The organism is Ferdinandcohnia sp. SAFN-114, assembly GCF_059415045.1.
In genome coordinates, this window is record NZ_JBPFDQ010000074.1 from 21361 (window position 1) to 27638 (window position 6278).

Annotated in this window: 7 protein-coding genes; all 7 read right to left on the reverse strand. The window is 34.2% G+C overall.

The features are described 5' to 3' along the window. Positions 1 to 167: 167 nt before the first annotated feature. Positions 168 to 896: a hypothetical protein gene (locus ACR65M_RS20115; protein ID WP_440274215.1), complete on the reverse strand. Its 729-nt coding sequence runs from the start codon at positions 894 to 896 to the stop codon at positions 168 to 170. A gap of 102 nt (positions 897 to 998) precedes the next feature. Then, positions 999 to 1139, reverse strand: a complete 141-nt coding sequence (locus ACR65M_RS20120) for a hypothetical protein (RefSeq protein WP_440274216.1) — start codon at positions 1137 to 1139, stop codon at positions 999 to 1001. A gap of 224 nt (positions 1140 to 1363) precedes the next feature. After that, positions 1364 to 2245 carry an ArdC-like ssDNA-binding domain-containing protein gene (locus ACR65M_RS20125; protein ID WP_440274217.1) on the reverse strand — a complete coding sequence of 294 codons (882 nt, stop codon included), beginning with the start codon at positions 2243 to 2245 and terminating at the stop codon, positions 1364 to 1366. A gap of 884 nt (positions 2246 to 3129) precedes the next feature. After that, positions 3130 to 4203: a helix-turn-helix domain-containing protein gene (locus ACR65M_RS20130; protein WP_440274218.1), complete on the reverse strand. Its 1074-nt coding sequence runs from the start codon at positions 4201 to 4203 to the stop codon at positions 3130 to 3132. Between the two features lie 681 nt (positions 4204 to 4884). Continuing rightward, the gene (locus ACR65M_RS20135) at positions 4885 to 5187 is read right to left on the reverse strand and encodes a DEAD/DEAH box helicase family protein (protein WP_440274219.1); all 303 of its coding nucleotides are present in this window, start codon (positions 5185 to 5187) and stop codon (positions 4885 to 4887) included. Between the two features lie 198 nt (positions 5188 to 5385). After that, entirely contained in the window at positions 5386 to 5685 is a 300-nt protein-coding gene (locus tag ACR65M_RS20140) for a DEAD/DEAH box helicase family protein (RefSeq protein ID WP_440274220.1), read from the reverse strand. A gap of 226 nt (positions 5686 to 5911) precedes the next feature. Further along, on the reverse strand, positions 5912 to 6148 hold the full coding sequence (locus tag ACR65M_RS20145) for a hypothetical protein (RefSeq protein ID WP_440274221.1): 237 nt from the start codon (positions 6146 to 6148) through the stop codon (positions 5912 to 5914). Between the last annotated feature and the right edge of the window lie 130 nt (positions 6149 to 6278).

The window sequence follows — 6278 nt, forward strand, 5'->3', positions numbered from 1 at the left end:
TCGAACTTAAAACAGGTATAGCATCCTAAAAAATAGCATAAAATTGTATTTTTTTACTTTTTATCATCCCTTTTTCCTACAAGCTTACTTTCTTACTCAAAAAGCACTAGTGCATAATGCTTTTTAAGTAAGAGGCGACATAGAAAATGTCGCTCTCTAATTTGAAACTATATTGCTATTCTTTCTTCATGATTATAATGTTCATCAGGAATCATGTATTCATCAGAAATCGATGTCTCTAACTTGATAATTCGATTAACGATGATATCCTTTTTACCATTACGAGCAACATCTAAGTTTAAAACATCACCTACATGAATCTTAGATGTTTTTGCTTCACCAACATTCACCCAGATCCTTTGACCATCAGTAATGTGAATATAAGGTCCCTCCATGCCTATTACTTTTACTGTCCACTCCTGGCGCCCTTCAACTTCGTCCTTTATTTTAGCGGTAGCATATTGAACAAATCTAGAATTAACATCATCTAATTCATTCAAAGCATCACTATTTAAGTCGTTTATTGAAAGACAATCATCTTCCCCAATGTTAAATTGAATTTCATCATCATAGGATTTAGGAACACGAGCTTCAATTGGAGTTGACGTTTTTTCCACATTTAGCGCGCCTACCTCTTGTTCGAGTAATGACAAGAAATCCAGTGTTTGTCCATCAAGCACTGATACTATAGGCGCTTTAATTGGATCAACTGTAGTCGCAGGATCTGTAGGAGCAAGAGAAGAAACCTCTTGCTTGCTACTATAATTACTTTCTAAACCATTGACCGATTCAAAGAATTCTTGCCTGTGCAATATTAGTAAATCCCTTGTTCTTTCTAAAACGAATTGTTCAAGTATTAGATAGATAATTAAATACACTTCTATTGGTATAAGCATATTCATTTCCTCCCAAGTTTGATTAATCAAATAAACTGAACGAAAGTTACCCGTCAACTTAAGCTGATTTCTTCTTCCGTTTTGTTTTTACTTCCTCTGTCTTCACTTCAAAGATTGAAACATTCTAAGGAGTAGCACTAGCTGGATTTCTTTCCCTTTAACCAGATGTGAAAGGGAAATTCCGTCTGCAACTTCCCCAAAGCCAAATGCTGCAATAAGTACTTCAAGAATGTCGTTCTCCAAGAAAATCCAATGATTTCACCTTTCTTGATGTTTTCAGTGATACTATCAGCTTTCTTTAGTAAAACATTAACGGTGGCTTCTGTTTGAATTTGCTGTTTAACCCATGAAATAAAATGCTCTTTGATTAAAGGCTTTTTCTTCTTACCGATTCCCGCTAAAATTTCTCTAGCTCAGTTAGATGTTTCTGTAAATGGAGATAGGTACTCTTGCATGAAATCCACCCTCTAAGCTGTTTGAAGTTGTTTGACTCCTTGTTGTTGTTCTTTTAATTCTTCAAACTCTTGAATGATTTTGCCCGCGATATCACATATTTGTGAACCGAATTTCATCAAAGCCCCATTATCACCTTGACTCCATGACTTTACATAGTGAAAAGAGTAATCAGAAGTATCAAGCCCAAAGAATGAACAAACAACATAAGCAGAACCCTCTGCAACAACTTCTTTTTCTTTTCTAGAACTTTTCGTATCATGTCGATGCACTTTTGAATGCACAAGTTCATGTACTAAAGTTTTGCAACGTTGGTTAACAGATAGTTTATCTGAAACGGTAATACTGTGGTTAGCTGGCATATAAAAGCCATTAGCTGAACCTGCATCACCATAGGTAATCGGACAATTATCCTGTCTAGCAACTTGCTCAGCCAATGAGATGATTTCACGCGCTTCAGGACAATCACCTTCCAATTCGATTTTGATTTTTTCGATTGGAAGTGGCTCACCTTCTGTTTGGGAGTGGTCAAAGATTGGAATCGTAACGAATCCGACTAATTTAGTTTCTTCGCCATTACCATCTTCTTCGTCTTTTGTCTTAACAAAACGTGGAGCGAATATCCGTAAAGCTTTTTCGCCTTTTTTCACTGTCCTACCTAATTCATTCCAGCGTTTAAAGGAAGCAATATACCAAGCATTTTGTAGCTGTGCTCTTGCAACCATAATATTGCGAAATGAATAATTAGGCATAAGTGCTTTCATTTCAAGGATCGCTGCAAATTCCTCTGGGGAATATGAAAAGTTAGCAACTCCTTCTTCCAGCGTCTTAATTAATTCCTCTACCCTCTCTTTTTGATTAGGTCCTTCTTTCTTTTTCCACCCGTTTTTCTTCAAATCAAAACACCTTTCTTTCTAAAGTTTATTTATAAAAAAATGAGAATAATAAGGACGTTAGAAAAATGTGTCCGAATCACTCTCATTTATTAACCACTCTCATATGAACTTTTAGAAAACAAAAAAAGCCCTTGAGTCTAATAGCGCACAAAAATAGTGCAATCTATTAGCCCAAAGGCTTCTGAATGTCTAATGTAATCCCGCTAACCTAATAAGGTTGCAAATAAAAAATAAAACAAAACGAATATATGGGTATTATACCTTTTATTGTAGAATTCGACAAGAATATTTAGGTAATAACAGGCTCAACTGAAATATGAATTGCCTATATATATTTATTATTTAAAGATATTATTAAAAGATTGTATTTATTCGGATTCAAAATTTGAGCCCTCCCCCATTCAGAATTAGAACCCCATCACCCCCATCCAAAATTTTAAAGGTGGGATTCAAATTTTGAATCCCTTAATTTTTGTGGATAACTAAGGTTTTTCCTAGGATTCAAAATTTGAACCCTACCCCCATTCGAAATTCGAACCCTAGGATTTAATGTTTTAACCCTAGATTTAAAAATTTGAATCCCAGGAATTAATATTTGAATCCCCATCTTAGAAAATTAAAAAAATCTCTTCTAAATGAGAAGAGATTTTCTTATTCCATTATGGGAAGTTAAATTACTTACCTTATCTTTGCCAAATTAATAAGGGCTAATTTTTCATGATAATTCATTTTTTTCTCTAACTTTAAAATCAAGCGCTCGTCTTTACAATTAGAAATAGTAATCCTATTTTTAATAAACTGGAATCTGTGCCAGTGATATTTAGCTAATTGAAATATTCTTTTCATGGTGCTCCTCCATCATAATATTACACTTTAGCGATAAACTATCTTTCACCTGCAACGGTGTATTCTAGTTCATCAAAGTGTGGATCAAACTCCCGAAGTTCTTCTTGAATTTGGTCATTATAACGAGTTACCAGCCAATCCTTTTGAAATTCATTTGTAGCATATATAAAATATTTGTTTCCTTCTTTGATACAATACGTTCCTCTCAACCAAGTATCAAAAGAAGGTTTTGAGATTTTTGTCTCCATCCCTTTTAAGACACCTTGCCAAACAATAATATCTTGTTCTTTTAAATGCTTTGGTTGAATGAACAATGAATGCGACCTCATTTTTTCTCTTTGAACGCTAGTTTCTTTGACTTTCTTAGCCTTACTTAGCATTTCTCCGAAGATTTCTTCGTAGCTGATTGAATCTAAAATATCTATTGATTCGGAATTAGCTATCATGTCAGCTACATATTCATCATGATCTTCTCTAAGAAGCTTAGGGAGACCTGCTTTTTCCTTCTTCAATGCTTTTTTAATATGAGGTTCTAATGTGGCATCATCAATTACAATGGATGGGTCCCCATTTAGTAATTTTTCAGTTAGTAATGGAACTTTTTTTCTAATCTTGTAGACAGGGCTTTCCTCTAGTTTATCTCTATCCTCATTCACAACATTAAATTTGTAAATGAATCCGTATCTTTCGAGAATATCTAGATAATTACGGACTGTATTTAGTGACTTGTCCATTTTTAAGGAAATCAGCTCAAGATTAGGAAAACACCAGTCCTTCTTTCCATATGCATGACGCTTTAAGTGAGCATATAGAGCTAATCCCTCTGCGTTAAGATAATGCCCCCAATAATCAAACAGGTAATTATTTAGGATTGTAATCTCACCATCTACATAAGGGATATGGTGACCATACTTGTCCAAAGAAAATGCTCTGACTTCATCTTCAGTGAAAACCCGCTTTTCTAATTCGGGCACATAATATGTTTCGAGTTCTAAACCGGAGTCTTTGCCTTTCTTTGATCGTTGTCTTGGATACTTATTACCTGTTTCTACATATCGGTAATAAGAAAGCTTATCCGTTCTCCCTTTTAAATTTTTATTGTCCTCAGACACAAAATTATCCCCCATTCCTACCCACTCAAGTCAATAGGAAATTAGAGGATTTCTACTTGTCTATTTGTAATTGTATGTGGTACAATTAGGTCATAATTTAAAAACAAGTAAGAAATCCCGCCTCATTCGGTTTCATATAATCTTCTCAGCGGCCAAACTGTTCGGATTATATGAAATGCTACGGTGGGTTTTTTTATGTATATTTATAACTTTTTTCTCTTTTTTTCTTTCTGATTGCTAGAATAAAATTCCTATATTGCTAACTACTATATTATCAGATATTTAGACAAAATTCTAGAAGCTTCGTCGTGGCCGTCTAAGAGAAAAAACAAAAAATCCCCTAAATGGATACACTTCACCCGTTGGCAATGTGTACTCATTTAGGGGATTTCCCTCTGAATATTTAATTAACTATAATATTAGCATGTTTTTTTAAAATAAAAAAGATGGAATTTAACGGTAGTCCTCTCATCTTGTGAATCCACAATCATTCTGTTGAAACTATTATAATTAATACTCCCATTTTGTATAGTCACTGAGGAAATATGAGAATCACTCGGTAAATTTTTTTTAGCTGAGCTGCATTAACTTTTTTCCACTCATCATAAATGAGAGAAGGTATATATTGGTTACTGGAATAATAATACAACTTATTTTGAAGTAAACGAAATACTGCAATTTCTAATTTGATTTCAAGAAAGCTATCATTAACCAAAATACTACTATTTTCATACTCGTCTCCTTTAATCGACGAACAACGAAATGATTACTCTTCTCATATATAGAATCACCTGTATTTAAACGCGAGAAAATACCATGGTCTACCAAACTCATTAAATGTCGGAAATTCTCTTTATCTCCTTTATGGGGTGTAGCCGTTAGTAATAAGCAATGCTCTGTATGACGTAGTAAACTCTCACCAAGCTGGTAAATTTTCGTACGATTTACTTTTCGTTTCTTGACTCCATGCGTATAGGCAGCCATTTTATGAGCTTCATCAACGATTACTAAATCAAATTGTGCTTTTAAAATAAATGCTTTAATTTCTTCACGTGAAGCCCAATTAATTGAGGCAATTATTTTGTCATGTGATTCGAATGGATTTACTTCACTTTAGCTATTTAATAAACTTCGATTTACAATGGTAAACTCTTCACCAAACCTATCTTTTAGCTCTTCCTGTCATTGTTTCAATACTAGAGGGGGAACTAAAATTAATATACGCTCTGCAACTTGTCTTGCAATTAACTCACGTATTAACATTCCTGACATTATCGTTTTCCCTGCTCCCGGATCAACCGCTAATAAATAGCGTACTTGAGGTGACTGTAACATACGACTATAAACTGCTTCAATTTGGTGTGGGAGTGGAATAATCTTTTTATTTCCTCGTGCACGAGACTTCGAAAATTTATCCTCTGTCTTTAGTATGTAGTATTGTAGATAGTGTTGCAGTCTCAGAATTAAATGAACTTTCCTCATCTTGAATGTTTTCTAATTGTGCTAGTTGCGCCCTATCTAAATACTGTTCATAATATTTATTAGTTTTTCGCCCGATTGATTCAACTTAAAATAAATCATCGTCAGTTTCTTCAAAATGCTAACGGGTCAGGTTTCACTTTAGTTTCATTAAAGACTTGTTCTGCAGTATCCCATTCCTTATCTAGCTTTTTATCACTAAATTTTACCTCGACAAGTTAATCGAAGCTTAGATATCACTCCCAAAAGGTAGTCCAATACGAGTCCCCTTCTCCATCATCATGCAACTCAAGGTATTCTTCTTTGACCATATTTTTATAGAGACATGTTTCGCTACAATAATATTCGGAACCGCATCAATAACATAACCTTCGTTCATTTCATCACCGGACTCGTCACATTCACGAGTATGAGATTCAAGTTCCTCACATTCACTAAACGTCATTTTTGTTTCAGTTGTTGTCATAATTAAAGTCCTCCTAATCTTAAATAAAAAGAGTGTTCCTCTTTAGAAATAGAACTGGACTAACCTAAAATAGTGAGACAATATAAAACACCTCCAAAATGGCAATACTTGAGATAAGTATTGTGACATT

Bases quoted from the DNA above. Each gene is read 5' to 3' on its own strand.
- ACR65M_RS20115 (WP_440274215.1), bottom strand. From the start codon at position 896: ATGCTTATACCAATAGAAGTGTATTTAATTATCTATCTAATACTTGAA.
- ACR65M_RS20145 (WP_440274221.1), bottom strand. From the start codon at position 6,148: ATGACAACAACTGAAACAAAAATGACGTTTAGTGAATGTGAGGAACTT.
- ACR65M_RS20135 (WP_440274219.1), bottom strand. From the start codon at position 5,187: ATGGCTGCCTATACGCATGGAGTCAAGAAACGAAAAGTAAATCGTACG.
- ACR65M_RS20140 (WP_440274220.1), bottom strand. From the start codon at position 5,685: ATGAGGAAAGTTCATTTAATTCTGAGACTGCAACACTATCTACAATAC.